Raw genomic sequence first — 26,569 nt, 5'->3', positions numbered from 1 at the left:
CATCTGCGCTGGGCACGTGCTAGAAACAACCCCCAGGGTCGATCACGCCCCGTCACCCGATGACGCGAAGGGCGACAGATGACCCAGTCCCCCACCTCCCGCTGGTCCCCGTGGACGCTGCACGGCGACGGCCGCCAGGTACGCCCCGGCGACGTGGTCCGGCCCGACGAACGGCTCTCCTGGCCGCGCACCGTCGGCGTGGGCGTACAGCACGTGGTCGCCATGTTCGGCGCCACCTTCACCGTCCCGCTGATCACCGGATTCCCGCCCGCCACCACGCTGCTGTTCTCCGGGCTCGGCACGTTGCTGTTCCTGCTGATCACCGGAAACCGGCTGCCCTCGTACCTCGGCTCGTCGTTCGCGTTCATCGCGCCGGTGCTCGCGGCGAAGACCGACGGCGGCATCGGCGCGGCTCTCGGCGGCATCGTGGTCGCGGGAGTCGCGCTCGCGCTCGTCGGCGTGGTGGTGCAGGTGGCCGGCTCCCGCTGGATCGACACGCTGATGCCGCCGGTGGTCACCGGCGCGATCGTCATGCTGATCGGCCTCAATCTCGCGCCGGTGGCCTGGGACGGCGGCGGCGCCGGCACCGGCGTCAAGGCGCAGCCGCTGATCGCCGTGGTCACCCTCGCCGCGATCCTGCTCACCACAGTGCTCTTCCGCGGTTTCGTGGCCCGGCTGTCGATCCTCGTCGGCGTGGTGGTCGGCTGGGTGCTCGCCGCGCTGACCGGCAACCTCGACCAGCAGGCCGTACGCGGGCTGCGGCAGGCGGCCTGGATCGGTTTCCCCGAGTTCCACACGCCGAGCTTCGACGCGCGCGCCGTCGTGCTGGTCATCCCGGTGATCCTCGTGCTGATCGCGGAGAACGCCGGGCACGTCAAGGCGGTCGCCGCGATGACCGGCCGCAACCTCGACCGCGACATGGGCCGGGCGCTGCTCGGCGACGGCGTCGCCACCGTGCTGGCCGGCTCGGGCGGCGGTTCCGGCACCACCACGTACGCGGAGAACATCGGCGTGATGGCGGCGACCCGCGTCTACTCCACGGCCGCGTACTGGGTGGCCGGCGGCACAGCGATCCTGCTCGGGCTCTGCCCGAAGTTCGGCGCGCTGATCCTGACCGTGCCGGCCGGCGTGCTGGGTGGCGCGACCACCGCGCTGTACGGCCTGATCGCCATCCTCGGCGCCCGGATCTGGATCGAGGGCCGGGTCGACTTCCACGACCCGATCAACCTGTTCACGGCGGCGGTAGCGGTGATCGTCGGCGCCGCCAACTACACGCTCACCGCCGGTGACCTGTCCTTCAACGGCATCGCGCTGGGCACGGCGGCCGCCCTGATCATCTACCACGGCATGCGCCTGATCGCCCGCCTGCGCGGCACCACGCCCGAGTCCCGCCAGTCCCCCGACCCCGAACTCTGACCCCCTCTCCCCTCTCCCCTCTCCCCTCTCCCCTCGCCCTCCCCTCCCGCCTCCCGCCGGACCCCGCCGTTGATCATGAAGTTGACGGGCGGGAATTGGGCAATTTGCACCGTCAACTTCATGATCAGCGGGCCCGATCTGCAAGATCGCGCAGCGCTGTTCCTCGCCGTCGGACCAGCCCTGCCCGGGCCGCGTCGATCATGAGGTTGACGGCACCTCGTGCCCGTTTTATCGCCGCTAACCTCATGATCGACCGCGCGGGGACGGGACGCGGTTGCCCGAACACCCGAAATGCCCCAGCAGTCGGGGCACCGCCATGGTGATCAAGGGGTTTTGGGGCGGCAGGAGGCGCGAAAGGGCCACAAACTCCTTGATCACCGCGCGGATGGGGGTGCCTCCGGGCATTCGGGCGCACAGGTTCCGCCAGGAGTTCCGGGGTGGCCTGCGCCCACCTCGGTGATCAAGGAGTTTGGGGGTCGTGGAGGGCGCTAGAAGCCCGCAAACTCCTTGATCAACGAGTCGCGGGTGGGGGGCGGGTGGCTTGGGGTGGCCGCCCCCTGCGCGGTGGTCAGTCGCGGTCGATGTGGTGGCCCACCACGGTGGGGCCGAGCATCACGGCGAAGCCGGAGCCGTCCCGGCGCGGGTCGGCCGGCGGCAGATCCACCGGGTCGCCGGTGGCGGTCGCGCCCACCGGCCGCGGGCCGATCCAGGCCACCGACAGCTCCAGCTCACCCTTGAGGAACCGCTGCGCGCGTACGCCGCCGGTCGCTCTCCCCTTCGCCGGGTACGCCTTGAACGGCGTCACCTTCACCGTGGCGCCGGTCGAGGTGACCACCATCGGCTCACCGTGCGCCGCGTCGTCGGTGCGGATCGCGCCGAAGAACACCGCCCGCGCGCCGGCGGGCAGGCTGATGCCGGCCATGCCGCCACCCTTGGGCCCCTGCGGGCGTACCACAGACGCGGCGAAGCGCAGCAACGACGCCTCCGAGGAGACGAACGCCAGTGTCTCGGCGCCGTCGGTCAGCCACGTCGCGCCGATCACCTCGTCGCCGTCACGCAACGAGATCACCTCGAACTCGTCGGAGCGGACCGGCCAGTCCGGCGCGCACACCTTGACCACGCCCGCCCGGGTACCGAGCGCCAGCCCGGGGGAACCCTGCGCGGACGGCCCCAGCGGGGCCAGCCCGACGACTGTCTCGCCCGGCTCCAGCGGCGCCAGTTCCGCCGCCGACATGCCGCCGCGCAGCGACACCGTGCCGGACTGCTCGGGCAGCACCGGCAGCGGCAGCACGTCGATCTTGAAGGCGCGACCGGCGCTGGTCACCAGCAGCACGCGCCCCCGTGCGGTGGAGTGCACCACCGCGCGTACCGCGTCGTGCTTGACCCGGCCGCTGCGCCGGCGCGCCTCGGCGGCCTCCTCCGACTCGGCCGCGGTCCGCGCGACCAGCCCGGTGGCGGAGAGGATCACCTGGCACGGGTCGTCGGCCACCTCCAGCGGGCCGGCCGGCACCGAGGCGGCGAGCACCTCCTTGAGGTCACCGTCGACGAGCGTGGTGCGCCGCGGCGCGCCGAACTGCTTCACCACGGCGGCCAGCTCGTCGGAGACCACCTTCCGCAGCACCTTGGAGTCGTCCAGGATCTTCGACAGCTCGGCGATCTCGCCGCGCAGCTTCTCCTGCTCGGCCTCCAGCTCCAGCCGGTCGTACTTGGTCAGGCGGCGCAGCGGGGTGTCCAGGATGTACGCGGCCTGGATCTCGGAGAGCTTGAACTTCTGCATCAGGCCGTCCTTGGCGGCCTGGGCGTCCTCGCTGGCCCGGATCAGCTTGACCACCCGGTCGATGTCGAGCAGGGCGATCAGGAGACCGTCGACCAGGTGCAGGCGTTCCTCCCGCTTGCGCTTGCGGTACGCGGTGCGCCGGGTCACCACCTCGTAGCGGTGCGCCAGGAACACGTCGAGCAGCTCCTTGAGCCCGAGCGTGCGCGGCTGACCGTCGACGAGCACCAGGTTGTTCACGCCGAAGGACTGCTCCAGCGGGGTGAGCCGGTAGAGGTCGGCCAGCAGGGCCTGCGGGTTCACGCCGACCTTGCATTCCACCACCAGGCGGGTGCCGTTCTCCCGGTCGGTGAGGTCCTTGACGTCGGCGATGCCGGTCAGCCGCTTGGTCTTGTTCACCTCGTTGGTGATGGCCGCGATGACCTTCTCGGCGCCGACGCCGTACGGCAGCTCGGTGACGGTGATGGCCTGCCGGCCGCGGCTGCCCTCCAGCGGGCCGATCTCCACCCGGCCGCGCATGCGCACCACGCCGCGCCCGGTCTCGTACGCGCGGCGCACCTCGTCCAGGCCGAGCAGCAGCCCACCGGTGGGCAGGTCGGGGCCGGGGACGAACTCCATGAGCTTGTCCAGCGTGGCGTCCGGGTGGTTGATCAGCCAGCGGGCGGCCTGGACGACCTCGCCGAGGTTGTGCGGGATCATGTTCGTGGCCATGCCGACCGCGATGCCTGACGCGCCGTTGACGAGCAGGTTCGGGAACGCCGCAGGCAGCACCGTGGGCTGGGTCAGCGAGCCGTCGTAGTTCGGCTCGACGTCGACGGTGGCCTCACCCAGCTCGCCGGTGAGCAGCATCGCCTCCCGCGACATCCGGGCTTCCGTGTAGCGCGCCGCGGCCGGTCCGTCGTCCGGGGAACCGAAGTTGCCGTGCCCGTCGATGAGCGGGACGTTGAGCGAGAAGTCCTGCGCCAGCCGCACCATCGCGTCGTAGATCGCGGTGTCGCCGTGCGGGTGGTACTTGCCCATCACGTCGCCGACGATGCGGGCGCTCTTGACGTGGCCCCGGTCCGGGCGGTGGCCCTGCTCGTGCATCGACCAGAGGATGCGCCGGTGCACCGGCTTGAGCCCGTCGCGGGCGTCGGGCAGGGCGCGGGAGTGGATGACCGAGAACGCGTACTCCAGGTAGGAGTCCGAGACCTCGGTGACCAGCGGGTTGTCGAAGACCCGGGCGCCGGCCTGGTCGAAGGCGGCCAGATCCGCCTTCGCGCGGTCGTCCTTGCGGCGTGCCATGGTGCGGTTTCCTTCCGAAACGAACCCGGTGGTCAGGCGTCGATGGCGTCGCGGTCGACCCGGTCGGCGGAGTCGATCAGCCAGTTGCGGCGGGGCTCGACCTTCTCCCCCATGAGCAGTTCGAGGATCCGCTCGGCGGCGTCGACGTCGTCGAGCGTGATGCGGCGGACCGCCCGGGTGGCCGGGTTCATGGTGGTCTCCCACAGCTCGTCGGCGTCCATCTCACCGAGGCCCTTGAAGCGCGGGATCGGCGTGACGATCTGCTTGCCGGCCTTCTCCAGCTTGCGGACCGTCGCCTCCATCTCGGCCTGGGTGTAGGTGTAGACGGTCTGCGGGTTGCGGCCCTTCGTGGTGATCTTGTGCAGGGGCGGCATCGCCGCGTAGAGCCGCCCGGCCTCGATCAGCGGCCGCATGTAGCGGGCGAACAGCGTGATCAGCAGGGTACGGATGTGCGCGCCGTCGACGTCCGCGTCGGCCATGATGAGCACCCGGCCGTACCGCAGGGCGGACAGGTCGAACGTGCGGCCCGAGCCGGCGCCGAGCACCTGCACGATCGCGGCGCACTCGGCGTTGTCCAGCACCTGCTGGAGGTTGGCCTTCTGCACGTTGAGGATCTTGCCGCGGATCGGCAGCAGCGCCTGGTATTCCGACGAGCGGGCCATGCGGCTCGTGCCCAATGCGCTGTCGCCCTCCACGATGAACAGCTCGCTGCGCTCGACCCCGGTGGCCCGGCAGTCGACCAGCTTGGCCGGCATGGCCGCGCCCTCCAGCGCGGTCTTGCGGCGGGCGGCGTCCTTCTGCTGCTTCTGGGTCAGGCGCACCCGGGCGGCGTCGACGATCTTCTGGAGCACCGTACGGGCCTCGGCCTTGGTCCGGCGGTCGTCCAGCCAGCTCTTGAGGTGCGCCTCGACCAGGCCCTGGAGCACCTTGGTGATGCCGGCGGTGGACAGCTCGTCCTTGGTCTGCGAGGTGAACTGCGGCTCCGGGATGCGTACGTGCACCACGGCGGTCATGCCCTCCAGGACGTCGTCCAGGGTGGGCGCGTCCTCCTTGGGCTTGAGCAGGCCGCGGGCGTTGCGGGCGGCGTCGGCGAGGGTACGCGCCAGCGCCCGCTCGAAGCCCTTGCGGTGGGTGCCGCCGTGGGCGTTGCGGATGGTGTTGGTGAAGCACTCGACGGTGCGCTCGTAGCCGGTGCCCCAGCGGAACGCCACCTCGACCTCGGCGCGGCGCTGCACGTTGGACTGCATGACGCCGTTGGCGTCGGCGGCGTTCTCCCGGTAGGTGCCCTCGCCGGTGACCAGCAGCGTGCCGGAGACCGGCCGGTCGCCGGCCGGGGCGAGGTATTCCACCATGTCGGTCAGGCCGTCGGGGAAGTGGAAGCGCTCCTCGACGGCCTCCTCGCCGGTCTTGTCGAGCAGCCGGTAGGCCACGCCGGGGACGAGGAAGGCGGTGTTGCGCAGCTTGAGCCGGACCGCCTCGGTGTCGAGCGCGGCGCCGGTCTCGAAGTAGCGAGGGTCGTGCCACCAGCGGATCGAGGTGCCGGTGCGCTGCCCGCGCTTCATGGCGCCGACGATCTGCAGGCCGGGGCCGGGGGTGAACGCCGCGTCGGGGCCGTCTGCGTCGAAGACGCCCGGTACGCCGTGGCGGAACGACATGGCGTGGATCTTGCCGGCGCGCCGGACGGTGACGTCGAAGCGGCGGGACAGCGCGTTCACCGCGGAGGCGCCGACGCCGTGCAGGCCGCCGGAGGTCTTGTAGCCGGAGCCGCCGAACTTGCCGCCCGCGTGCAGGCGGGTGAGCACCAGCTCGACGCCGGAGATGCCGGACTTGGCGTGCACGTCGGTGGGGATGCCCCGGCCGTCGTCGTCGACCTGGACCGACCCGTCGGCGTGCAGGATCACGTCGACAGTGGTGGCGTGACCCGCGACACCCTCGTCTGTCGAGTTGTCGAGGATCTCGTTGACGAGGTGACCCACGCCACGGCTGTCGGTCGAGCCGATGTACATGCCGGGGCGCTTGCGGACGGCGTCGAGGCCCTCCAGGTGCGTCAGGTCGTCGGCCCCGTAAAGGGTCTCAGGCTGTGCGGTCAACTGGTCGTACTCCCAGGTCTCGGCGGTGTGGTGCCGTTCACCGTGTGACTCCCCCACGATGATCGCCGGGCGCGGCGCGCCGGAGCGAGCCTAGCCGGATGCCCTGACAGGTCGGCGGTACCGGGGCGGTGCGTTGCGCGACGGACCTCGCGTCCGGGTCCGCGCCGCCGCCGCGTGCGGCGGCCGGGCGGGGCGGACGGGGCGTCCAGGCGGCACAACGACCCGCGAGCCGGATGTCTTCCCCGACGAGGGTTCTCAGATGTCGGGGCATTGACGTCCGTCACACGCGCGTGATCTGATCGCCATCCCAAAGAATCTTTCACATTTCTATGTCTGGGAGGTCGGGCATGTCCGTGTTCCGTCGTTCCGTGCTCGCGGCGGCGCTGGCGCTCGCCACTGTGGCGTTACCCGCCGCGGCGGCGCCCGCCCGGCCGGCCGCCGCCGCGCTGCCCACCGCCGCGGTGGCGCTGGGTGACAGCTTCATCAGCGGCGAGGGCGCCGGGGCGTACGCGCCGGTGGTGGACGTCAACGGGGTGGCCCAGGGCTTCCCCGGGTGGTCCGCCGCCAACGCCAACGCCTACTTCTGCCACCGCTCGCCCAACGCCTCGCTGTTCCAGGCCGACCTGCCGGGCATCTCCGCGCGGTTCAACCTGGCCTGCTCGGGCGGGCAGCCGTACGACATCGCCGGCGCCTCGGCCACCCGGGCCAAGGGACGGCAGGTGGCCGCCCAGCTCGACCAGCTCCGGACGGTGGCGCGGACCCACGACATCGACCTGGTCCTGGTCGGCCTCGGCTCCAACAACAGCTCGTTCACCTTCGGCAGCGTCGCGGAGAAGTGCGCCAACCGGTTCATCGCCGACGCCTGGACCGGCTGGTGGGAGTTCTGGGCGTACCTGGGCGGGCCGGTGGAGCAGAAGCCGTGCACGGACGCCGACCTCGGCACGGCCGCGCAGTTCGCCGCCGCCACCACGGAGGCCACCACGGCGCTGCGGCGGCTGCTCACCACGCTCGACGAGGTCGACGCCGACGGCCAGCACCGGGTGGTGTTCCAGGACTACACCAACCCGCTGCCGCCGGAGCTGGACCAGAGCTACTGGACCGAGGACAGCCGGGACGACACCCGGGACAAGTTCCGCGCGCTCGGCGCCGAGCGGTACGCGGCCGGCTGCCCGATCCACCGGGCCAGCCTGGCGCCCGGGCACCGTTTCTCGCAGGGACTCGGCACGCTGGTCAGCTCGGTGCGCGGCACGCTCGCCGGTGAGTTCCCGCAGGACGACCTGGTCTACCTGAACGTGCAGCGCGCGTTCGACGGGGCCCGGCTGTGCGAGTCGACAGGCAGCCCGGGCAACGCCCTGGCCACGCCGATCCGGCTGATGGACGGCCCGACCGGCACGTTCGTCACCAGCCTCTCCGGGTACGACAAGCTCGACATCCAGCGGATCGCCAACGCCTGCGGCACGTACTTCCAGACCTGCCAGGAGTCGTGGCACCCGAACGCGGCAGGGCACAAGGTGCTCGGCCGGTGCCTGGCCGGCGCGGCGGCGACCGGCGCCCGTACCGTCTCCTGCGTCCGCGCGTCGGACGGCACGGTGCGGGTGAGCTGAGAAGCGCCGGCCGGCGTCCCGCGCGCGGGACGCCGGCCGGCGTCAGGCCCGGATCGCGGTGCCGAGCACGTGCGGCGACGCCGGCCCCGGCAGCCCGGTCGGCGGGAAGCGGAACCGGTCCAGCCGGGTCACCGTGAAGCCGGCCGCCCCGATCGCGGCCACCGTGTCCCGGGCGGTGTGGCAGCCGGCGCAGAACAGCGGCCAGAGCGTGGCGTCGGCGAGGCGCTGGGCCCGGCGCAGTCCCGGCGTCTGCGCCACCACGTGTTCGTAGAAGCGCAGCTCGCCGCCGGGCCGCAGCACCCGGCGCGCCTCGCGCAGCGCCACCGCCTGGTCCGGCACCGAGCAGAGCACCAGCGACAGCACCACCGCGTCGGCGGCGCCGTCGGCGACGGGCAGTTCCTCGGCCAGTCCGGCGGCGACTGTGACCGGCACCGGGGCGCCCGGCGCGGCGGCGCGGGCCAGCGCGCGCAGGCGCGGTTCCGGCTCGACGGCGAGCACCCCGGTCACGCCCGCCGGGTAGTGCGTCAGGTTGCGTCCGTTGCCGGCGCCGACCTCTACCACCCGGCCGCGCAGCCCGGCGACCAGGCGGGCGCGGTGCCCGGCCATGCCGGCCTGGTCCATGGCGACGCTGGCGCGGGCGAAGATCCGGGCGAAGATCGGATGGGAGACGGCCATCAGCGACCGGCCGGTGGGGCGCCGAGGCTGAGCAGGAGCGGGCCGGCGGATCCGTCCACGAGGTCGCCGAGGCGTACCCCGTCGAGCACGGCGAGGAAGGCGGCCTGCGCGCGGCGCAGCTCACCGCGCAGCCGGCACTCGGCAATCAGGGGGCAGACCGGCTGCGCGCAGTTGACCACCTCGCCGTCGCCCTCGAAGGCACGGACCACCTGGCCGACGGTGAGGTCACTCGCGTGTTCGGCGAAGGCGACGCCGCCGGAGCGGCCCCGGATGGTCACCAGGACGCCGATGCGTTGCAGCCGCTGCACCACCTTGGCGACGTGGCTGCGGGGCAGCGCGAGCCGGGTGGCGAGCTCGTCGACTGTGGCCCGGACCGGGGACGCGGCGGTGAGCATGGCGATCCGCAACGCCATGTCGGTCGACCGGTTGAGCCTCACGCACCGACCCTAGCCATTCGGTGCCATCCGCGACACAAGCAGATTCACGGTGACCCATGCCACCACGCTCCCGGGACCTTCGACCCTAAAGAGGAATCTTGAATACCTGTTTCGTGGAGATCGACCTGTTTGAGTCTCGGAAGGAGATTCGGTAGTGCTCTCGGAATCCTCAGCCGCAGTCGTGACCGCCACCCTGCCCGTCGTACGGGCACACGGCGAGGCCATCACCGGCCGCTTCTACCAGCGGATGTTCGACGCCCACCCGGACCTGCTGGACCTGTTCAACCGGGGCAACCAGGCCACCGGGGCGCAGAAGGCCGCCCTCGCCTCGGCAGTGGTCGCGTACGCGGCCCACCTGACCGGCGACACCGGCATGCCGTGGGGCCCGGTCCTGGACCGGATCGCGCACAAGCACGCCTCGCTCGGCATCACCGCCACCCAGTACCCGATCGTCGGCCGGCACCTGCTCGCCGCCGTCGGCGAGGTGCTCGGCGACGCCGTCACCCCGGAGGTGGCCGCCGCCTGGGACGAGGTCTACTGGCTGCTGGCCTGCGAACTGATCGCCCGCGAGGCGCGGCTCTACGCGGGCGCCGGCGTACCCGAGGGCGGTCCGGTGTGGCAGGACTGGCGGGTGACCGGCCGGGCCCGGGAGAGCGCCGACGTCGTCTCGCTCACCCTCGCGCCGGCCGACGGCGGCGCCGCGCCCGGCTTCACCCCCGGCCGGTACGTCTCGGTCGCTGTCGACCTGGACGGCGGCCGGGGACAGCAGATCCGCCAGTACAGCCTCTCCGGCCGCCCCGGCGCCGAGGAGTGGCGGATCACCGTGAAGCGGGTACGCGGCGCGGGCGGCGCGCCCGACGGGATGGTCTCCGGTCACCTGCACGAGCGGGTCGCGGTCGGCGACACGCTGCGGCTCAGCCCGGCATTCGGCGAGGTGGACGCGGCCGGCGGCGACGGACCGCTGCTGCTGGCCAGCGCCGGTATCGGGCTCACCCCGGCGATGGCGGCGCTGGCCCACCTGGCCGACCGGGACCCCGGGCGACGGGTGACGCTGGCGCACGCCGACCGCGCCGCCGAGGCGCACGCGCTGCGGCAGGAACTGCCCGCGCTCCAGCAGCGGCTGCCGAACCTGACCGTCCACCTCTGGTATCTCGACGCCGCCGGAGCCGACCTGCCGGGCCTGAAGGCGGAGGTGTCCACCGGGCTGATCGACCCGGACCGCGTCCGGCTGCCCGCCGGGGTGACCGCGCACCTGTGCGGCCCGATCGCGTTCATGAACCTGGTCCGGGCCAACCTGCTGCGCCGGGGGGTACCGGACGAGCAGATCGCCTACGAGGTGTTCGGCCCCGGGATGCTGCCGGGCTGACTGCCCCGCCGCGAAACAGGACTTCACCGACCCGATCTTCCCCGCGTGAACACGCGTCGATGCCCTGACCAGCGCACGGGGGACCTCCACACCGGAGGAAACCGGCGTACACGGAAGTCGATGATCTACAGGTTAGGGGCGGATCACGAGGGTAGGGGTCCTCCCATGCGTGTCCTCGGCATCAACGCGATCTTCCACGACCCGGCCGCCGCCCTGGTGGTCGACGGCCGGGTGGTGGCCGCCGCCGAGGAGGAGCGGTTCAGCCGTCGCAAGCACGGCAAGCGGCCGGTGCCGTTCTCCGCGTGGGAGCTGCCCGAGCTGTCCGCCGCGTGGTAACCCCGGGCCGGGGGCCGTACGGGCGCGGCCGGGCGCGCACCTACCCGTGGCCGGACAGCGTCGCACGCGAGGTGGCGAAGGAACGCTTCGGCTTGGACCGCTTCCTCGCCGACCGGGACCGGATCTTGGAGGAGGAGACATGCGCATCGCGATGATTTCCGAGCACGCCAGCCCGCTCGCCGTCCTCGGCGAGGAGGACGGCGGCGGCCAGAAGACCCACGTCGCGGAACTCGCGTCCGCGCTCGTCGGCGCGGGACACGACGTCCGCGTCTACACCCGTCGCGACTGTCCCGCGCTGCCCGAGGCGGTTCCCGCGCCGGACGGCTACGAGGTGTGGCACGTGCCGGCCGGTCCCGCCCGCCGGGCGCCGAAGGACGAACTGCTGCCGTACATGGGCGAGTTCGGCAGCTGGCTGGCGGACACCTGGCGCCGAGGCGGCTGGACCCCGGACGTGGCGCACGCGCACTTCTGGATGAGCGGACTGGCCACTGTGCACGCCGGGCGCCGCACCGGGGTACCGACCGTGCTGACGTACCACGCGCTCGGCACCGTCAAGCGCCGCCACCAGGGCGCCCGGGACACGAGTCCACCGGGGCGCATCGGCTACGAACGGGCCCTCGGCCGGGCCGTCGACCGGGTGATCGTGCAGTGCGCCGACGAGGTCGCCGAGCTGGTGCGGATGGGCGTGCCCCGGTCCCGGATGGCGCTGGTCCCGTCCGGCGTCAACGAGGCGGTGTTCCGCCCGGACGGCCCGGTCGCGCCGCGCCACAGGGCCCGCCCGCGCATCCTCACCGTCGGGCGGATGGTCGAGCGCAAGGGCTTCCTCGACGTGGTCCGGGCGCTGCCCGCGGTGCCGGACGCGGAGTGCGTGGTGGTGGGCGGCCCGCCGGCCGACCTGCTGCCCGCCGACTCGTTCGCCCGCCGGCTGTCCGCGCTCGCCGAGTCCTGCGGCGTGGCCGACCGGGTACGGCTGCTCGGCGGCGTGCCGCGGGAGGAGATGGGCGCCTGGTACCGGTCGGCGGACGTGCTCGTCGCCGCCCCCTGGTACGAGCCGTTCGGGCTCACCCCGCTGGAGGGCATGGCCTGCGGCGTGCCGGTGATCGGCACGAACGTGGGCGGCATCGCCGACAGCGTGGTGGACGGGCTCACCGGTGACCTGGTGCCGCCGCGTGACCCCCGGGCGCTGGGCACCGCGCTGCGCCGGCTGCTCGGCGACAACGTGCGCCGCTTCACGTACGCCACCGCCGCGCTCGACCGCATCCGCAGCCGGTACTCCTGGAAGCGCTGCGCCGAACAGCTCGGCGCGGTCTACGGCACGCTCGTCGGCGCGGCCCGGCCCACACCGGCGGTGGCCTGATGACCGGCCTGGACCCGCTCGACACCCACCTGACCGGGCTACGCCGGCGGCGTACGCCTGGCGCCGCGCCCGCGCAGCGGAACCGCCCACCCCTTGCTACCCACCGGTAGCGCCGGTCCGTACGCTGATCCGGGTGAGCGGGGAGTACACCCAGGAGTTCGTGGACGTCGACGGCGCGCGCATCGGCGTGCAGATCCACCCGGAGCCGGCCGGTCCGCCCGGCGCGCCGGTGGTGCTGATCTGGCCGGCCATGGGCGTGCGCGCCCGCTACTACCGGCCGTTCGCCGCCGCGCTGCGTGACGCCGGGCTGGCGGTGATCGTGGCCGACCTGCGCGGCACCGGCGAGAGCACCCCGGCGCCGTCGCGCGCCTGCCGGTACGGCTACCAGGAGATGGCCGCCGACATCGGCGCCGTGCTCGACGCGCTCAAGCCCCGGCTGGACGGGCGGACCCGGCTGCTGCTCGGGCACTCCCTCGGCGGCCAGGTGGCGGTGCTGCACCAGGCGCTGCACGACGCCGACCGGGTGGACGGCCTGGCCCTGGTGGCGGTGGGGCTGCCGTGGTGGCGGCGGTACCCGGGTCTGCGCGGGTGGGGCGTGCTGCCGTACACCCAGGGGATCGCCGCGACGGCGCGGCTGCTCGGCGTCTGGCCCGGCTGGGGTTTCGGCGGCCGGCAGGCCGCCGGCGTGATCCGCGACTGGGCGCACACCGCCCGCACCGGCCGGTTCCCGGCGCTGGACGGCGTGGACGCGGAGGCCGCCGTGCGGCGGATCCGCACCCCGGTGCTCGCGGTCAGCGTCGACGACGACCAGTACACGCCGCACGAGACGCTCGACCACCTCTGCGAGAAGCTGGCTGAGGCGCCGGTGACGCGGCACCGCTACACGGTCGCCGAGGCGGGCGCGCCGCTGGACCACTTCACCTGGGTACGCGCGTCGGCGCCGCTGGCCGCCCGGATCGCCGCGTTCGCGGGCACGCTCCCCCGCCGCTGAGCCACGCCCGGGCGTGAGTCGCCCGATCGTGGGTATGCCGCACCGCCCGAACACGGCGGAGGGGGATCTGATGTCAGAACGGCACACCACGCTGCGCTCGATGCACGACCTGGGCCTGGCGGCCTGGTTCGGCGGTTCCCTGATGGGGGCGCTCGGCGTCAACGGCGCGGCGGCACGGATCAACGACACGACCCAGCGGCTGCCGGTGGCCTCGGCCGGCTGGGCACGATGGACGCCGGTCAACGCGGCGGCGATCGGGGCCCACCTGGCCGGCGCGGTCGGCGAGCTGGTCACCGAGAGCCCGCGGATGGCCCGCCAGGCGGGCGTGGGGAAGATCAGCGCGGTGAAGACCGCGCTCACGCTCGGCGCGCTGGCGGTGACCGGTTACAGCCGGATGGTCGGCAGGCGGCTGGAACGGGCCGGCGGCCCGCCGGTCGAGGGGACCACCGAGCCGAACCACCACACACCGGCGAACGTCGCGGCCAGCCAGAGGCAGATGAAGCTGCTCCAGTGGGCGGTGCCGGCGATGACCGGCGCGCTGGTCGTGGTGTCGGCGTACATGGGTGAGCAGCAGAAGCCGGGGCAGGTGTTCCGGGGCATGCTGGACCGCGCGGGCGGCATCATGTCCGCGCCGAAGAACATCGGCAAGGTCGCCGCCGTCGGCGCGGCCGGCCGTCATCTGGTCGGGGCCGCCCGCTGACCACCGCGCGGCCGACGGCCCACATCGGGGTGGGCCGTCGGCCGCGCGGTGCCCCCGGGACCGGACCGGCCACGCCGGTGGCCAGCAGCCAAGGTGAGGTGACCATGACCAGCAGGGACCGCACGGGTACGGGCGACGGGCGCGGGCCGGAGTCGGCCGCGCCGTGGGGCACCACCGGCGGCTTCGACGCCGACGCGCCGTGGGGCGCGGGTGACGACGACCCGATGGACGAGGGCAGCGAGGAGACGGCAGTGCCCGAGGGGCGGCTCGGTGAGCGCCGGGCGGCCGGGGCCGGACCGGGCGGGCCGAAGGCGGGCCGGCACGGGTTCGGGACCGTCGAGCCGACCCGGACGCCGGAGGCCGGGCCGGGCGCGCCGCCGGATCCGGCCCCGTCGGCGCGGACGTTCCCGGACGACCGCGCGGACGGCGACCTCGGTGACAACGCGCTGGAGAAGGCGACCGGGATGCGCCCGGAGACGCGCCCCTGAGCGCGGCCGTCAGGAGCCGGTGCCGTCCTCGCCCGGCCGGCCCGGCGCCGACGGCTCGTTTTCCGGCACCGGCGACTCCGCCACCGGGTGCCCGGTGTCGTCCACCAGGCCCGGCGCCATGCTGCCGCCGTGGGCCTCCTCGGCCTCCCGGGTCGCCCGCGGGTCCCGCTCGTCCTCGCCGCGTCGCTGCTCCACTGATCCCCCTTCGTGGTCGTCCACGAACCCGGCGGTACCCGGGAGGAAGCCGGGAAAACCTCAGGCGCGCGCGGCGGCGGGCGCCACGCCGAGCAGGTCGGCCAGGCTCGCGGCGTCGCGCTGGGCCTGGTCGCCGCAGCAGTTGTTCATCAGCACGTGCAGCTCGGCGCACTGGCCGGCCAGCTCGCGCAGCAGCACCGACCAGTGCCGCAGCTCCCGCTCGCCGTAGGCGTAGCGGAACCGCTCCTGCTTGTCCCCGCTCTCCCAGGCCGTGCTGTGCCCGTGGAACCGGATCACGGCCAGGTCGGTGGTGGCGACCAGGATCGGCGGCACCGAGGAGACGTGCCCCTGCGGCATGTCCACGCAGGCGTACCCGAGGTCGTTCTCGCGCAGGAACGTCACGGTGTCGGCCATCGCGTCCTCGGTGAACCAGGAGGAGTGCCGCAGCTCGACGGTGACCGGCCAGGGGCGGCAGCGCCGCGCGGCGTCCAGGATCCGCCGCCGGGCCGCGTCGGTGCGGGCCAGCCAGGGCGGGAACTGCAACAGCACGGCGCCGAGCCGGTCGGCCGCCGCGAGCGGCGTCAGCGCCGCGTGGAACCGGTCCCACAGCTCGTCGTACGCCCCGGCGGGCAGGTCGCGCCACCGGACCCGGTTCGGACCGCCGGCCGGGCGCAGGTCCTTGGGCAGCGCGTCGACCGGGGTGTGGTGGCCGGTGAAGAGGCGGAACGCCTTGACGTCGAAGGTGAAGCCGGGCGGGGTGGCCGCCGCCCAGCCCGCCGTGGTCTCCGGCGCCGGCACCGCGTAGTACGACGTGTCCACCTCGACCAGGCCGAAGCGCTCGGCGTAGAAGCCCAGCCGGCCGGCGGGCGTGTTGACCCCGCGCGGATACCACCCGGAGCGGACCAGCATCTGGTCGGCCCACGAGGACGTGCCCACCTTGATGACACCCATGTAATTCAGTTCACCGCGACCGCCGGACATCGGCAACCGGAGATGCGATCCGGGCCGTGACCGGCACCGGGGTGACCGACCTCACCGGCGTTCCGCCGTGCCGGAGTGTGACGCGGGGCGGGGTGGCGGCGCTGAGGGTCACGAGATGGACGCATCCGGCCTGGACCAGGAAACCGTCGAGCGGCTGCTCGCCGGCCGCCCCGGCGACACGTCGTCCGCTCCACCGGGGCTGATGGCCGTACTGGCCGCCGTCCGGACCGCGCCCGGCACTGGCGAACTCGACGGGGAGGCGGCAGCGGTCGCGGCGTTCCGGAAGGCCCGGCGCGCACGCCGTCGCCGCCGCGTCAGCTTCGGTGTCCGAGTGGCCGTGTCCGCGCTCGCCGCGTCCCTCACCAGCGGCGTCGCGCTCGCCGCGACCGGGAACCTGCCGCACGCCGCGCGCCCGGCGGCGCCGCCGGTCGGCACCGCGCCGCCCGCGCCGTCGGCCCGCCCGGCCCTGCCGGCCGTCTCACCGGCGACCCGGACACCGCAGCAGTCCGCGCCGCCCGGCCTCTGCGTCGCGTACCGGGTCCTCGCCGAAGCGGACCGGGGACGCGCCCTGGCCACACCCGCCTTCCGCGACCTCGTCGCCGCGGCCGGGGGCCGCGACCGCGTGCCGGACTACTGCGCCGCGCTGCTGGGCGACGACGACCCGCCGGGGAAGGCCGACGGCGGGCGAGGCGGCGGCAGATCCGCTCACCCGGTCCAGTCGTCCGGCGTCCCGCCGGGCAGGGACGTCCTCCCGCCGGGGCAGGCGAAGCGGTCCTCCGGCACCCCGCCCGGGCGGCGTACCGGCTGACGACCGGCTGGTACCTTGTGCCCCCGTGACCCCCCGGCGTCGCCGACTGGCGATCCCCCTCCGCCTCGCAGTGGTGCTCGCCGTGGTGGCCGGCGTCGTGCTCACCGCGCTCGGCCCGGCCACCGTGACCGGCCTGCTGCCGTACTTCACCATCCAGAGCAACGTGGCGGTCGGCGTCCTCGCCGGCTACGCCGCCTGGTGCGCCTGGCGTGACCGGCCGGAGCCACCGAGCGTCCTCAAGGGCGCGGCGACCCTCTACATCACCATCACCGGCACGGTCTACCACCTGGTGCTGGCCAACCCGGCCAGCCCGTTCGCCATGGCGCAGCCGGACCGGCAGCCGGGCGAGTGGTGGGGCAACCAGTTCCTGCACACAGTGGTGCCGCTGCTGGCGGTCGCCGACTGGGCGCTGTTCGACAGGCGCGGCCGGTTGCGCCCCCGCTACGCCGCCTGGTGGCTGGCGTTCCCGCTGGCGTACCTCGGGTTCGCGCTGGTACGCGGCCTGGTGGTGGACCGCTATCCGTACCCGTTCCTGGACGCGGGCCGCCTCGGGTACGACGGGGTGGCAGTGAGCGCGGTCGGGTTCGCCCTGGCGTTCTGGCTGCTGGGCCTGCTGTTCGTGGGCGTGGACCGGCTGCTCGCCCGGACCGGCCGGTCCGGGGCGGCGCAGTCCCCGCCGCCCACACCGGCGGATTCGCCGGCGCCGGTCCGGCCGGCCTCGCGGGAGCCCACCGGCTCGGGCTGACCGCTGTCGGCCGGTCGGACGCGGCGCGGGCGCGGCCGCGCCCGGGGGTGGGCGGGTCAGGCGGCCCGCCGCGCGTCCTCGCCCGCCCGCAGCCGCCGGCTCCTGCTGCGCTCCCGGCCGTAGGCGTCGGCCCGTCCCCACCGGCCCGGCACGTCCAGCAGCTCGATCCGCCCGTAACCGGCCGGGACCACCGGGCTCACCAGCAGGTTGGGGCCGCAGGGGCGCAGCCCCAGCATGGTCGAGAGCAGCATCAGCAAGCCCCCGGCGGCCCACGACTGCGGTCGCCCGGCATCCGGCAACTGGACCGGGTACTTGGTGACCCCGCGGGGGTAGCCGGCGAAGGCCTCCGGGATCGAGCCGCCGAGCGTCTCCGCCGCCGCGAACATGCCGGCGGCGATGTCGCCCGCCTCCGCCTCGTAGCCGTACCGCCGCAGGCCCGCCGCGACGATCGCGTTGTCCCACGGCCAGACCGCGCCGAGATGCGCGCCCACCGGGTTGTACGGCGTCTGCCCCTGGGCGTAGGTGCGTACGCCCCAGCCGGAGTACAGGTCCGGTCCGCACAGGTGCCCGGCCAGCGAGTCGGCGCGTTCCGGCTCGACGATGCCGCTCCACAGCAGGTGGCCGAGGTGGGAGGTGAGCGCGTCGACGGGCTCGCCGTCCGGGGTGAGGGCCAGCGCGTAGTAGCCCCGGTTCGGCAGCCAGAAGTCCCTGTCGAACCGCTCCCGCAGCCGTGCCGCGTCGGCCTCCAGCCGGTCGGCGTAGCCCGGGTCGCCCCAGAACTCCCGGGCCAGCCGGGCGCCCCGGATCCGCGCGTCGTACGCGTACCCCTGAAGCTCGCAGGTGGCCCGCGGGTGCGGCGGCACGACGCCGTGCCGGTCGACCACCGAGTCCGGGGAGTTGCGCCAGGTCTGGTTGATCACCCCGCTCGCCGTGTTGCGCGGGTGGTAGCGCAGGTAGCCGTCACCGCACAGGTCGCCGTAGCGGGTCAGCCAGTCCAGCGCCATGCGGGCCGGATGACGCAGCTCGTGGACCAGGTCGACGTCGCCGGTCCACCGCTCGTACTCGTCGAGCAGGATCACGAACAGCGGCGTGGTGTCCGCCGCGCCGTAGTAGAGCGCGGTGGGCTGCTCGTCGAACGCGGCCGCCTCGCCGTACCGCAGCTCGGCGAGGATCTTGCCGGGCTCCTCCTCGCGCAGGTCGTCGAGCCGGCCGCCCTGCAACATGGCCAGCATGTGCAGCGTGGCCGGGGTCAGCTCGGGCGTGAACGGGAGCGTCTGGAGGCAGGTGATCAGCGCGTCCCGCCCGTACAGCGTCATCGCCCAGGGCAGCCCGCCGACCGGCACCTGGTCGACGTACGCCAGCGGCGTGTACCGCAGCGCGGCCAGGTCGCTCAGCGCCTGCCGGTACGCGGCGGTCAGCGCCGGCCGGTCGGTGACCAGGTGCGGCGCCCGGTCGAACCAGCGCCGCATGTCCTCGCGCATGTCCTGCCGGACCTGCTCGCGGTGGGAGTCGATGTTCGCCCGCAGGTCCCGTCCCCGGGCCCCCTTGATGATCATGGCGACGTGCAGGTCGACGTGCCATGTGTCCTGCGGCTCGACGCGGATCCGGAAGGTCATCCCGTTCCGGTCCACCTGCGCCGGGGCCGAGCTGGAGACGCACGTCTCCCGGGTGAACCGCCCGCGCTCGTACCGGATCCGCAACCGCTGCCCGGCCGGGTCGGTGATGATCGTCGGACGGCGCGGGCCGGGACGCAGGATCTCGGAGGTGTCGGCGAAGTCGCTGCCCATCTCCAGCCGCACCGTGTACTCGGCGGGCTCGGGTGAGTGGTTGAGCACCGTGATGCTCTCGTGGTACGCCTCGTCGATGAAGCGGTGCCGGATCACCGACACGTCCGCGTCCACGTAGTGGCTGGCCGCGCCGGGCACCAGCACGAAACGCGTCTCGAAGTAGGTCAGGTCGTCGCGGGACAACGCGTGCAGCCGCTCCCCGTCGACGGTGAGCACCCAGTGGCTGAGGAACCGGGTGTCGAAGGAGAAGAGGCCGATCGGAGCGCTGGGGTCGATCTCCATGTCGCCCTGCGCGTCACTCACCGCGAAGGCGTTTCCGGCGAGGACGTGGACCAGCTCCTGCTTCATCGGGCCACCGCCTGCCCGGCCGCCTCCCGGGGATGCCGGGCGTCCGGGTGCCCGGGGAAGATCCGGCGCAGCGCCATCAGCAGCTTGAGGTCACCCTCCACGGCGATGTCGTTGCGCAGCAGCGCGGCGGCCGGATGCAGGAGGCCCGCCGCCATCCGGTCGAACACCTCCCGGTCCGCGCGGACCACCAGGTCCGCGTCCTCGGAGAGCCGGTCCACCCGGACGTCCTGACGGTCGATGGTCAGGTACCAGTGCTCGGTGCGGCCGTCGTCGTGCAGGTCCAGCCGAATGGTGCCGCAGGTGGTCTCGGGCAGCTCCGGGTTCCGGCCGGCGGCTGCCCGGGCCAGGTGTTCCGCTGCCGAGACGCTCATCGGGCCTCCTCGTCGGTCGTCGCGGCCACCCGCCTGACGGCGCCGCCCGTGCCGCGAGGATCCCCGTGCCCCGGGTGAGGCGAACTCACCCGGTCCGGGTGAGGCGCGGCGGCGCGGCCGGGTAACCACCGGCCATGGTGACGACCGGGAACGCCGCCGCCGACCGGGTGCTGCTCGCGCTGCTGACGATGCAACGCGAGTCCTGGGAGCAGGGCATCCTCGGCCACGCGCTGCTCGACCTCGGCCTGGACGAGGCCGCCGTGCTGGTCGCCGACGCCGCGGTGACCCGGCAGCGGCCGGACGGGCGGCTCGGCGAGACGGCCGGCTCGGTGGGCGCGGTGAACGGCGCCGCGTGCGGCGAGGTGGTCCGGCACGCCGCGCGGAGCACCGGCGACCCGAGGTACGCCGTGGCGCTGGACGCCCAGCTCGACTGGCTGACCCGCCGTGCGCCCCGGGCCGCCGACGGCACGCTGTTCCACCTGCTCGACGGCCGCCAGGTCTGGGCGGACACGGTCTACATGGTGGTCCCGCTGCTGGCGCTGACCGGGCACGCCGGACCGGCCGCCGCGCAGGTGGCCGGGCACCGGGAGCGGCTGCACGACAGCCGCACCGGCCTGTACGCCGCCCGCTGGGACGAGGACCGGGGCGAACTGGACCGGCCCGAACCCTGGGGCACCGGCAACGGCTGGGTGGTCGCCGGGATCGCCCGCGCGCTGCGCCTCGCGCCGGACTGGCCGGGCCCGCTCCGCGCCGAGCTGGCCGGGCATGTCGAGGAGGTGCTGACGGCCTGCCTCGCGTACCGGGGGGCCGACGGCCTCTTCCCCGACGTGCTGGATGACCCCGGCGCGTTCCGCGAGGCGAACACGGCCCAGCTGCTCGGGTACGCGGCCCTCACCGGAGTGGCCGACGGATGGCTGCCCCGGTCCTGGTTCGACGTGGGAGCGGAGCTGCTGGCCGCCGCCGGCCGGCGGGTCGACGGGTACGGCCGGGTGACAGGGGTCAGCGGGGCGCCGGACTTCGCGGGACCGGGCACCTCCCCCGAGGCGCAGGCGTGCCACCTGCTCGGGTACGCCGCGCTGCGCCGGGCGGCGCTCAACCCAGGATGAGCCCGCGCACGTAGGCGGCCTGACCGACGTGCTGGAAGTCGTCGTCGAGCACGCTGACCAGCCGCACCCCGAGCGTCACCGGCGGATCCCAGTTCTCGTCCACCACCCGGTCCAGGTCGGCCGGGCGCAGCCCGCGCAGGTAGCCCAGGCTGCGGTCCACCACCGCCCGGTGGTAGTCCAGCAGCACGTCGCCGCTCTCCGGGCGTACCGCGGCGATCTGCTCCGGGCCGTGCCCGAAGCCGGTCTCGGCGGGCTCGGGCGGCAGCCCGCACCGCGCCGCCCAGTCGCCGCCGGCCCAGAGCTGCGGCTCGCCCATCACGTCGGCGACGTGGTCGTCCTGGATCCGGGTCAGATGCCAGACCAGCCAGCCGACCGGATTCGCCCCCTCGGCCGGCGCCCGCCGCAGCTGGGCCGCGTCGAGCCCGTCGAGCGCCCCGGCGACCAGATCGGGCAATCGCCCGTACGCCTCGATCAGCACGTCCGTCGCGTCCACGCGGCCTCACTCCCCTCGCCCGTCTGCTGCCGTTCCCCGGGCAGTACCGCCCAGCGTGCCCGGCAAACCTCGTCGCGGACCCCGACATCTAGTGTGATCGGGTGGTCGCGGCGCTGGAGCTGTATCTCGACACCGACGCCACCCGGCGCATCCGGGTGCTGTGGGACCTCCTGGAGTCCGACGGGGTGCCGAGCCTGCGGTCACTGCTGGCGCAGCGGCACCGCCCGCACGTGTCGCTGGCGGTAGCACCCCGCCTGGACCCGCACCGGGTCGCCGAGGCGCTGTCCGGAACCGTGGTGGCCGCTCCGCTGCGGCTGGAGTTCCAGCACGCCGGCCAGTTCGTCGGGCGGGTGCTGTGGCTCGGTCCGGCGCCGACGCCCGAGCTGCTGGCGCACCACGCCGAGGTGCACGACCGGCTGGCGCGGGCCGGCGTCGAGGTGGTGGAGCACTACCGGCCGGGACGCTGGGTGCCGCACTGCACGCTGTCCATGCGGGTGCCGAACCCGCTGATGGGCGCGGCCGTACGCCGATGCCTGGAGGTGCTGCCGCTGACCGCGACGGTGGTCGGCGCGGCGGTGGCCGACCACGCCCGCGACATCTCCCACCCCCTCCCCTGATCCCCTCCCCCAGCTCCCCTCCCCACCTCCCTCCCCCAGCTCCCACGCCGGCTCGGGAAGGTGGCTGCATCAGACCGCCTCCGATGGCGCCACGTCCCCGACCTGGTGCCGATCATGGGCATCCCGCTCCAAGATCCACGCCAGCTCGGGGAGGTGGGGGCATCAGACCCCCACCGATGCAGCCATCTCCCCGAACTGGTGTCGATCTTGGGCAGATCAGCGCTTGGGCGGGTCACTGCGGGGTCAGGTCAGTGCGGGGTGAGGTCGAGCAGGAACGTCGGGTGGTCCGGCTGTGGGCACGGGTCGCCCCGATGGCCGAGCCGCTCGTAGAACGGCGCCGCCCGCTCGTGGTGGGCCTGCCACTCCAGGTGCCGCGCCCGGCCGGCCGCCCAGCGGCGGACCGCCGTGAACAGCACCCGGCCCACCCCGTCACGCCGACGGTCCGGACGGACGTACAGGTCGTGCAGGCGTACGGTGCGGTGCGCGTCGCCGGAACGCAGGTGCGGGCCGTGGTCCTGGGCGGCGGCGTACCCGATCAACCCGTCGGCGCCGGTGGCGCCGAGCAGCGCCCAGCGGGGGTCGGCGAGCAGCGCGGCGAAGCGGAGCCGGTGGGCCTCCGGTGGCTCGTCGCCGACGCCCCATGTCCCGCATCATCGGCCAGAGCGCCGGCCAGTCCGGCACGCGCAGTTCCCGCACGCTGATCGACATCGGTCCAGGATGCGGGCGGGGCAGCGTGGCGGCGACCGGGTTTCGCGCCATCTGCGGCTGCCTGACGATCGCGGCCGAGCCGACGCAAGCGCGGGACACCGCCGCGTACTGGCCCGCCTCGCGGATGTTCGGGGTGGCCTTCGGCAAGGTGCGCGCCGCGTACCCGGGCATCCGGTTGCTGGTCCCGGAGTACGGCCTGAGCCGCACCGCCGCCGACACCACCGGCGCGGGCCGGGCGCACACCGTCCGGGAGCACGTCACCTGGCTGCGTCAGCAGAACGACGTGGACGCGATCGCGTACTGGAACAACTGGGCCGAGTTCGAGCTGGGCGACCCGCCGCCCGAGGCCACGGCCTGGCGGGACCTGCAGGTGGGCACGACATAGACTGGGCCCATGAGGCGGGGCCGGTGACCAGCGAGGGCGTGGCGTACCCGGGTCACACCCACGGCTGCCTCACCTACGAGGACCCGGCCACGCTGCGCGCGCTGGCGGTCGAGCAGGTCACCGCCGGCCTCGCCGCCGGGGAGCAGGTCTGGGTGGTGGGCCCGCAGGATCGCGCCACCATGACCGGCTGGCTGAGGTCGGTGCCCGGGGTCGACGCCGCGCGCCGGCGGGACGCGTTGCGCCTGCTCCCCGTCGGCGAGGCGTACCGGCACGACGAGATCGTCGACCCGGACCGGCAGGTCCGCGCGTACGCGCGGGCCACCACCGAGGCGCTGGCCGCCGGTCACACCGGCCTGCGGGTGCTGGCCGAGGCGACCAGCCTCGTCCGCACCCCCGCCCAGCGGGACGCCTTCGCCCGCTACGAGCACCGCATCGACCACTGGATGCGGCACCGGCCGATGTCGGCGGTCTGCGCCTACGACCGCCGGCAGCTCGGCGACGCGGCGATCGAGGAGCTGGCCTGCCTGCACCCGGAGACCAACGCCGATGTGCTGTTCCGGCTGCACTCCGGCGTGGGTGACGCGGCGGTGGCGCTCGGCGGCGAACTGGACCCGTCGAACCACCGGAGCTTCGCGGTGGCGCTGGAGCGGGCCGACCCGCGGCCGGTGGCCGGCCGGCTCGTGTTCGACGCCGCCGAGCTGCGTTTCGTGGATCACCGCAGCCTGCTGCACCTGCGTGACCACGCCCGCCGCCACGACGCCGTCGCGGTGCTGCGCACGCCGCACCAGGCACCGGCCCGGCTGGTCGAGCTGCTCGGCCTGACCGAGGTGCGGGTGGAGGTGCTCCGATGAGGACCGGCGCCGCCTCCGGTCACGTGGGCTACTTCCACGAGGCGTTCCTCTACGACTCCGACGAGGAGCTGCTCGCCGTGGCCGTGCCGTTCCTGCTGGACGGGCTCGCCGCGGGTGAACCGACGGCGGTGAACCTCGACGAGCCCAACGCCGAGCTGGTGCGCCGGGCGCTGCCCGCCGGCGCCGACGTCACGTTCCTGCCGGTCGGCGACCTCTACGCCCGGCCCAGTGTCGCGCTGCGCGTCTACCGGGAGCACCTGGCCTCGTACATGGCGGAGGGAGCGGCGCAGATCCGGGTGGTCGGCGAGCTGCCGCCGGTGCTGCTCGGCGCGACCTGGGACTGGTGGGCCCGCTACGAGTCGGCCATCAACCACGCCTACGACGACTTTCCGCTCTGGAGCATCTGCGCCTACGACCGCCGCAGCACCCCCGCGCGTGTGCTGGCCGACGTGGCGCGTACCCATCCCCGGGTGGCCCGGCCGGACGGCGCGCACGAGACGGCCGATCTCTACACCGACCCGATGAGCTACCTGACCGAGCCTCGTCCGGCGCCGCTGGACCCGATGCAGCGGACGGCGCCGCTCGTCGAGCTGATCGACCCGACGCCGGCCCGGGCCCGGGCGGAGGTGCGCGCCGCCGACAACGGCCTGCTCCCGCCGGACAGTGCCGACGGGCTGGTCATCGCGGTGAGCGAGGTGGTGAGCAACGCGCTGCGCCACGGCGAGCCGCCGGTGCGGATGCGGCTGTGGCGCGCACCCGACCGGATCGTGGTCACCGTCCACGACCGGGGCCCCGGACCGAAGGACCCGTACGCCGGGCTGCTGCCCGTCGGCGACGGCTCCGACGGCGGGCTGGGTCTCTGGATCAGTCACCAGAGTTGCGACCACGTGACGCACCACCGCGACGCGAGCGGCTTCACCATCCGTCTGACGGCGGGGAACCCGCACTTCCCGGTCTGACCCCGACGCCGGTCGGCGGGCAGCGGGCGGGGCGGGGCGAGACGCGCGCGCGGACGCGGTACCGTAGCGCCTCATCGTGCCCTGCGGGGCGGTCATCCGCCGGCCTGGCGCTGGCGAACCGACGGAGGATGGCGCATGTCCAACGGCGACGATCCGTTCGCACCCCACGACGACGTGTCCGCGCGCCCGCGCTTCGATCCGGCGCTGCGCGGCTACGACAAACGTCAGGTGGACCGGTACGTCGAGCAGGTCGACGCCGAGGTCAGCGCGCTCACCACCGCCCGGGACCGGGCGTACGCGCAAATGCGGGAGCTGACCGCGCAGGTGCAGCGGGCGCAGGCCGAGGCGGCCGAGCTGCGTGAGCGTCCGGCGGCGGCGGTGGACCGGGCGTCCTTCCGGGACCTCGGCCCGATGGTAGACCAGATCCTTGACCTGGCCGAGAAGCAGGCCGGGCAGATCACCGAGGTGGCCACCCGGCGCGCGGACGAGGTCCAGTCGCAGGCGGACAAGCTGCTGGCCGCGGCGCAGGACCAGGCCGCGCGCGAGCGGCGCGAGCTGGACGAGGAGCTGTCGGCGCGCCGGGCCGAGCAGGAGCGGGTGGACGAGGAGCGACGGGCCGCCGCGCAGGCGGAGCTGACCGCCGTGCGGGAGCTGGCGGAGAAGCTGCGCGTCGAGGGGCAGGCCGTGCACGACCGCGCCCAGCAGGAGGCGAAGCGGGTCAGCGAGCAGAGCGCGCAGCAGGTCGAGCAGGCGCGTTCGGCGTCCGAGGCGCTGGTGAAGGCCGCGCGGACGCAGATCCAGCAGGAGGTCCAGGCCAACCGCAGCAAGGCCCAGCAGGAGCTGGCCCAGTGGCAGGCCACGATGGCGAAGGAACTGGACGAGCGGCGGGCCGCCGCCGAGCAGGAGCTGGCCGATCGGGCCGCGGCCGCCGAGAAGGACATCGCCGCGCTCGTCGCCGAGGCCCAGCAGTACGCCACCGAGGTCCGTGACCGGGCCGACGAGGAGACGGCCGCGCACCAGGAGCAGCTCGCCGGCGTGCAGCGGGAGATCCAGCAGCGGCAGGAGACGCTCACCGGGCTCAAGGCGGAACTGGAGACGGTCTCCCGGAAGCTGGAGGAGACCCGCCGGGAGATCGGCACGATCGAGCGCGACGGCGCGGAGCTGGAGGAGCGGCTGGTCGGCGTACGCCGGGAGCTGACCGCCGAGACCAGGCGGCTCGACGAGGCGCGGCGCGCGGCGGACCTTGCCGAGCAGCACGCCAAGGACACCCGGGCCCGGGTGCAGCGGGAGGCCAAGCGGGTCGCCGACCTCGCTGCGGCGGCGGTCATGGCGGCCGCCGCGGGCGGCGGGGAGACCGCCGAGTACCCGCAGGTGTCGGCGCGCCCGGCGGTCGCCGCCGACGCCGAGGCGGCACCTCGGACCGTGGATGGGCGGATCGAGGCGGACGCGGCCGAGCCGGACCGGTCGGAGCCGCCCGCCGTGGAGCCGTTCGTCGAGCGGCTGGACGGGCCGAGCTTCGACGCGTTCGCGGTCCGCACGCCGGCTCCGCGCGGAGTCCCAGAGGTGGAGACAACGGGTACGGACAACGGCGTGCCGGCTAACGCCTGAGCGATCGGCGCCGCCGATGCGGGCCGGGCCGGCGGCGCGGCATCTTGCCCATCGACCTTGTTCTATGCAAATATTTGGATCGATCTGCT

Annotated in this window: 26 protein-coding genes; 16 read left to right on the top strand and 10 right to left on the bottom strand. The window is 74.1% G+C overall.

What is annotated here, in order from left to right; all coding sequences use genetic code 11:
• The first annotated feature begins 78 nt into the window (after positions 1-78).
• Positions 79-1,416, top strand: coding sequence for a uracil-xanthine permease family protein (locus FHU28_RS13605; RefSeq protein WP_184684158.1), 1,338 nt, complete (start codon positions 79-81; stop codon positions 1,414-1,416).
• A gap of 568 nt (positions 1,417-1,984) precedes the next feature.
• Here FHU28_RS13605 and FHU28_RS13600 read toward each other — a convergent pair.
• Complete coding sequence (locus tag FHU28_RS13600; protein WP_184684156.1) at positions 1,985-4,474, bottom strand: DNA gyrase/topoisomerase IV subunit A; 2,490 nt, start codon at positions 4,472-4,474, stop codon at positions 1,985-1,987.
• A gap of 32 nt (positions 4,475-4,506) precedes the next feature.
• Entirely contained in the window at positions 4,507-6,564 is a 2,058-nt protein-coding gene (locus FHU28_RS13595) for a DNA topoisomerase IV subunit B (protein ID WP_221453966.1), read from the bottom strand.
• A 347-nt stretch (positions 6,565-6,911) separates the two neighbouring features.
• Between FHU28_RS13595 and FHU28_RS13590 the strand changes: the two genes are divergently transcribed.
• Entirely contained in the window at positions 6,912-8,168 is a 1,257-nt protein-coding gene (locus FHU28_RS13590; protein ID WP_184684152.1) for an SGNH/GDSL hydrolase family protein, read from the top strand.
• Positions 8,169-8,210: 42 nt separating this feature from the next.
• Here the strand turns inward: FHU28_RS13590 and FHU28_RS13585 are convergent, their stop codons facing one another.
• Positions 8,211-8,843, bottom strand: a complete 633-nt coding sequence (locus FHU28_RS13585) for a class I SAM-dependent methyltransferase (RefSeq protein ID WP_184684150.1) — start codon at positions 8,841-8,843, stop codon at positions 8,211-8,213.
• The gene (locus FHU28_RS13580) at positions 8,843-9,280 is read right to left on the bottom strand and encodes an RrF2 family transcriptional regulator (protein WP_184684148.1); all 438 of its coding nucleotides are present in this window, start codon (positions 9,278-9,280) and stop codon (positions 8,843-8,845) included. The genes FHU28_RS13585 and FHU28_RS13580 overlap by 1 nt, the downstream gene beginning before the upstream one ends.
• A gap of 154 nt (positions 9,281-9,434) precedes the next feature.
• On the opposite strand from FHU28_RS13580, the gene FHU28_RS13575 reads away from it, so the two are divergent.
• The 6 genes from FHU28_RS13575 to FHU28_RS13550 all read left to right on the top strand — a co-directional run bounded on the left by FHU28_RS13575 (position 9,435) and on the right by FHU28_RS13550 (position 14,518).
• Entirely contained in the window at positions 9,435-10,646 is a 1,212-nt protein-coding gene (locus FHU28_RS13575) for a globin domain-containing protein (RefSeq protein WP_184684146.1), read from the top strand.
• A gap of 165 nt (positions 10,647-10,811) precedes the next feature.
• The gene (locus FHU28_RS13570; protein WP_425326177.1) at positions 10,812-10,982 is read left to right on the top strand and encodes a carbamoyltransferase N-terminal domain-containing protein; all 171 of its coding nucleotides are present in this window, start codon (positions 10,812-10,814) and stop codon (positions 10,980-10,982) included.
• 139 nt (positions 10,983-11,121) lie between these two features.
• Positions 11,122-12,339, top strand: coding sequence for a glycosyltransferase (locus FHU28_RS13565; protein ID WP_184684144.1), 1,218 nt, complete (start codon positions 11,122-11,124; stop codon positions 12,337-12,339).
• A 133-nt stretch (positions 12,340-12,472) separates the two neighbouring features.
• Positions 12,473-13,330, top strand: coding sequence for an alpha/beta hydrolase family protein (locus FHU28_RS13560; RefSeq protein WP_184684142.1), 858 nt, complete (start codon positions 12,473-12,475; stop codon positions 13,328-13,330).
• A 70-nt stretch (positions 13,331-13,400) separates the two neighbouring features.
• A complete protein-coding gene (locus FHU28_RS13555; RefSeq protein WP_184684140.1) occupies positions 13,401-14,030 on the top strand; it encodes a hypothetical protein in 630 nt (209 codons plus the stop codon).
• 104 nt (positions 14,031-14,134) lie between these two features.
• Positions 14,135-14,518 carry a hypothetical protein gene (locus FHU28_RS13550; RefSeq protein WP_184684138.1) on the top strand — a complete coding sequence of 128 codons (384 nt, stop codon included), beginning with the start codon at positions 14,135-14,137 and terminating at the stop codon, positions 14,516-14,518.
• Between the two features lie 9 nt (positions 14,519-14,527).
• Here the strand turns inward: FHU28_RS13550 and FHU28_RS13545 are convergent, their stop codons facing one another.
• Positions 14,528-14,713, bottom strand: coding sequence for a GTPase activator (locus tag FHU28_RS13545; protein ID WP_260412944.1), 186 nt, complete (start codon positions 14,711-14,713; stop codon positions 14,528-14,530).
• A gap of 60 nt (positions 14,714-14,773) precedes the next feature.
• Positions 14,774-15,664, bottom strand: coding sequence for a DUF72 domain-containing protein (locus FHU28_RS13540; protein WP_184684135.1), 891 nt, complete (start codon positions 15,662-15,664; stop codon positions 14,774-14,776).
• A 145-nt stretch (positions 15,665-15,809) separates the two neighbouring features.
• Here FHU28_RS13540 and FHU28_RS13535 point away from each other — a divergent pair, with 145 nt between their 5' ends.
• Both FHU28_RS13535 and FHU28_RS13530 read left to right on the top strand, forming a co-directional pair.
• Positions 15,810-16,502: a hypothetical protein gene (locus FHU28_RS13535; RefSeq protein WP_184684133.1), complete on the top strand. Its 693-nt coding sequence runs from the start codon at positions 15,810-15,812 to the stop codon at positions 16,500-16,502.
• A 25-nt stretch (positions 16,503-16,527) separates the two neighbouring features.
• The gene (locus FHU28_RS13530; RefSeq protein WP_311773579.1) at positions 16,528-17,247 is read left to right on the top strand and encodes a Pr6Pr family membrane protein; all 720 of its coding nucleotides are present in this window, start codon (positions 16,528-16,530) and stop codon (positions 17,245-17,247) included.
• 56 nt (positions 17,248-17,303) lie between these two features.
• Here the strand turns inward: FHU28_RS13530 and FHU28_RS13525 are convergent, their stop codons facing one another.
• Both FHU28_RS13525 and FHU28_RS13520 read right to left on the bottom strand, forming a co-directional pair.
• A complete protein-coding gene (locus FHU28_RS13525) occupies positions 17,304-19,382 on the bottom strand; it encodes an amylo-alpha-1,6-glucosidase (protein WP_184684131.1) in 2,079 nt (692 codons plus the stop codon).
• A complete protein-coding gene (locus FHU28_RS13520) occupies positions 19,379-19,753 on the bottom strand; it encodes an SCP2 sterol-binding domain-containing protein (RefSeq protein WP_184684129.1) in 375 nt (124 codons plus the stop codon). Before FHU28_RS13520 ends, FHU28_RS13525 begins: the two co-directional genes overlap by 4 nt.
• 134 nt (positions 19,754-19,887) lie before the next feature.
• Here FHU28_RS13520 and FHU28_RS13515 point away from each other — a divergent pair, with 134 nt between their 5' ends.
• Positions 19,888-20,859, top strand: coding sequence for a glycoside hydrolase family 88 protein (locus FHU28_RS13515; protein ID WP_184684127.1), 972 nt, complete (start codon positions 19,888-19,890; stop codon positions 20,857-20,859).
• Here FHU28_RS13515 and FHU28_RS13510 read toward each other — a convergent pair.
• Positions 20,846-21,352 carry a mycothiol transferase gene (locus FHU28_RS13510; protein ID WP_184684125.1) on the bottom strand — a complete coding sequence of 169 codons (507 nt, stop codon included), beginning with the start codon at positions 21,350-21,352 and terminating at the stop codon, positions 20,846-20,848. The two genes, FHU28_RS13515 and FHU28_RS13510, sit on opposite strands and share 14 nt — an antisense overlap.
• Positions 21,353-21,453: 101 nt before the next feature.
• On the opposite strand from FHU28_RS13510, the gene FHU28_RS13505 reads away from it, so the two are divergent.
• On the top strand, positions 21,454-21,969 hold the full coding sequence (locus FHU28_RS13505) for a 2'-5' RNA ligase family protein (RefSeq protein WP_073827441.1): 516 nt from the start codon (positions 21,454-21,456) through the stop codon (positions 21,967-21,969).
• A 248-nt stretch (positions 21,970-22,217) separates the two neighbouring features.
• On the opposite strand, the gene FHU28_RS32605 is transcribed toward FHU28_RS13505, so the two are convergent.
• Complete coding sequence (locus tag FHU28_RS32605) at positions 22,218-22,508, bottom strand: GNAT family N-acetyltransferase (protein ID WP_260412941.1); 291 nt, start codon at positions 22,506-22,508, stop codon at positions 22,218-22,220.
• Positions 22,509-22,609: 101 nt separating this feature from the next.
• Between FHU28_RS32605 and FHU28_RS13495 the strand changes: the two genes are divergently transcribed.
• From FHU28_RS13495 to FHU28_RS13480, 4 genes are all read left to right on the top strand, one after another.
• On the top strand, positions 22,610-23,062 hold the full coding sequence (locus FHU28_RS13495) for a hypothetical protein (protein ID WP_260413722.1): 453 nt from the start codon (positions 22,610-22,612) through the stop codon (positions 23,060-23,062).
• 23 nt (positions 23,063-23,085) lie between these two features.
• A complete protein-coding gene (locus tag FHU28_RS13490) occupies positions 23,086-23,913 on the top strand; it encodes an MEDS domain-containing protein (RefSeq protein ID WP_184684123.1) in 828 nt (275 codons plus the stop codon).
• Entirely contained in the window at positions 23,910-24,872 is a 963-nt protein-coding gene (locus FHU28_RS13485) for an anti-sigma factor RsbA family regulatory protein (protein ID WP_184684121.1), read from the top strand. The genes FHU28_RS13490 and FHU28_RS13485 overlap by 4 nt, the downstream gene beginning before the upstream one ends.
• A gap of 135 nt (positions 24,873-25,007) precedes the next feature.
• The gene (locus FHU28_RS13480) at positions 25,008-26,480 is read left to right on the top strand and encodes a coiled-coil domain-containing protein (protein WP_184684119.1); all 1,473 of its coding nucleotides are present in this window, start codon (positions 25,008-25,010) and stop codon (positions 26,478-26,480) included.
• Positions 26,481-26,569: the final 89 nt, after the last annotated feature.

Origin of the sequence: Micromonospora echinospora (genome assembly GCF_014203425.1) — a bacterium.
Taxonomy (GTDB): Bacteria; Actinomycetota; Actinomycetes; order Mycobacteriales; family Micromonosporaceae; genus Micromonospora; species Micromonospora echinospora_A.
Note: the sequence above shows the minus strand (reverse complement) of the source record. Positions and strands in the feature narration are given on the sequence as shown.

Coding starts and splice junctions, on each gene's coding strand:
- FHU28_RS13600 (WP_184684156.1), bottom strand. CDS start 4,474: ATGGCACGCCGCAAGGACGACCGCGCGAAGGCGGATCTGGCCGCCTTC.
- FHU28_RS13480 (WP_184684119.1), top strand. CDS start 25,008: ATGTCCAACGGCGACGATCCGTTCGCACCCCACGACGACGTGTCCGCG.
- FHU28_RS13515 (WP_184684127.1), top strand. CDS start 19,888: ATGGTGACGACCGGGAACGCCGCCGCCGACCGGGTGCTGCTCGCGCTG.
- FHU28_RS13495 (WP_260413722.1), top strand. CDS start 22,610: ATGTCCCGCATCATCGGCCAGAGCGCCGGCCAGTCCGGCACGCGCAGT.
- FHU28_RS13550 (WP_184684138.1), top strand. CDS start 14,135: ATGACCAGCAGGGACCGCACGGGTACGGGCGACGGGCGCGGGCCGGAG.
- FHU28_RS13570 (WP_425326177.1), top strand. CDS start 10,812: ATGCGTGTCCTCGGCATCAACGCGATCTTCCACGACCCGGCCGCCGCC.
- FHU28_RS13565 (WP_184684144.1), top strand. CDS start 11,122: ATGCGCATCGCGATGATTTCCGAGCACGCCAGCCCGCTCGCCGTCCTC.
- FHU28_RS13555 (WP_184684140.1), top strand. CDS start 13,401: ATGTCAGAACGGCACACCACGCTGCGCTCGATGCACGACCTGGGCCTG.
- FHU28_RS13525 (WP_184684131.1), bottom strand. CDS start 19,382: ATGAAGCAGGAGCTGGTCCACGTCCTCGCCGGAAACGCCTTCGCGGTG.
- FHU28_RS13520 (WP_184684129.1), bottom strand. CDS start 19,753: ATGAGCGTCTCGGCAGCGGAACACCTGGCCCGGGCAGCCGCCGGCCGG.
- FHU28_RS13585 (WP_184684150.1), bottom strand. CDS start 8,843: ATGGCCGTCTCCCATCCGATCTTCGCCCGGATCTTCGCCCGCGCCAGC.
- FHU28_RS13485 (WP_184684121.1), top strand. CDS start 23,910: ATGAGGACCGGCGCCGCCTCCGGTCACGTGGGCTACTTCCACGAGGCG.
- FHU28_RS13535 (WP_184684133.1), top strand. CDS start 15,810: ATGGACGCATCCGGCCTGGACCAGGAAACCGTCGAGCGGCTGCTCGCC.
- FHU28_RS13540 (WP_184684135.1), bottom strand. CDS start 15,664: ATGGGTGTCATCAAGGTGGGCACGTCCTCGTGGGCCGACCAGATGCTG.
- FHU28_RS13605 (WP_184684158.1), top strand. CDS start 79: ATGACCCAGTCCCCCACCTCCCGCTGGTCCCCGTGGACGCTGCACGGC.
- FHU28_RS13590 (WP_184684152.1), top strand. CDS start 6,912: ATGTCCGTGTTCCGTCGTTCCGTGCTCGCGGCGGCGCTGGCGCTCGCC.